Raw genomic sequence first — 959 nt, 5'->3', positions numbered from 1 at the left:
CGGTCAGCCACATGCCGGAGCGGGAGAACACCTCCCGCTCGTGCGCGAAGTAGATCTCCGGGAGCTCGATGCCCTCGCGCTCGATGTACTGCCACACGTCCAGCTCGGTCCAGTTGGACAGCGGGAAGACCCGCACGTGCTCGCCGACCAGGTGGCGGCCGTTGTACAGGTCCCACAGCTCGGGGCGCTGCCGGCGCGGGTCCCAGGCGCCGAACTCGTCGCGCAGGGAGAACACCCGCTCCTTGGCGCGGGCCTTCTCCTCGTCGCGCCGCCCGCCGCCGAACACCGCGTCGAAGCGGTGCCGTTCGATGGCGTCGAGCAGCGGCACGGTCTGGAGCGGGTTGCGGGTGCCGTCGGGCCGCTCGGTGAGCCGCCCGTCGTCCACGTACTCCTGGACGCGCGCGACGTGCAGGGTCAGGCCGTGTCGGGCGACGGCGCGGTCCCGGTACTCGATGACCTCGGGGAAGTTGTGCCCGGTGTCGACGTGGAGGAGGGCGAAGGGCACCGGCGCGGGCCAGAACGCCTTCAGCGCCAGGTGCAGCATGACGATGGAGTCCTTGCCGCCGGAGAAGAGAACCACCGGCCGTTCGAACTCACCCGCCACCTCGCGCAGGATGTGGACGCCCTCGGACTCCAGGACGTCCAGGTGGGTGGGGCGGTGGACGTCGGTCACCCCGGTCACGGCGCTCATGCCAGTCCCCTTCCGGTGAGCAGGGCGTGGATCTCCGCGGCGGACGCGGCGACCGATCGGCCGGAGGTGTCCAGGCGCAGATCGGGGTCGTCGGGCTCCTCGTACGGGTCGTCGACGCCGGTCAGGCCGCTGATCTCGCCCGCGGCCTGCTTGGCGTACAGCCCCTTGACGTCCCGCTCCGAGCACACCTCCACCGGCGTGGCCACGTGCACCTCGACGTACGGGGTGCCCTCCGCCCGGTGGCGCTTGCGCACGGCCTCGCGGCTGT

General features: G+C 71.8%; 2 protein-coding genes. Both read right to left on the bottom strand.

Annotated elements, in window-relative coordinates; translation table 11 throughout:
• A partial coding sequence (cysD, locus tag LPA54_RS32965) for a sulfate adenylyltransferase subunit CysD (protein WP_228984422.1) occupies positions 1–691 on the bottom strand: 691 nt, incomplete at its 3' end.
• The coding region (locus tag LPA54_RS32960) for an adenylyl-sulfate kinase (protein ID WP_228984421.1) at positions 688–959 on the bottom strand (272 nt) is incomplete at its 5' end. The genes LPA54_RS32960 and cysD, both read right to left, overlap by 4 nt.

Source organism: Streptomyces sp. DH12 (assembly GCF_020873895.1).
Taxonomy (GTDB): Bacteria; Actinomycetota; Actinomycetes; order Streptomycetales; family Streptomycetaceae; genus Streptomyces.
This window is presented reverse-complemented; position numbering and strand designations above follow the sequence as displayed.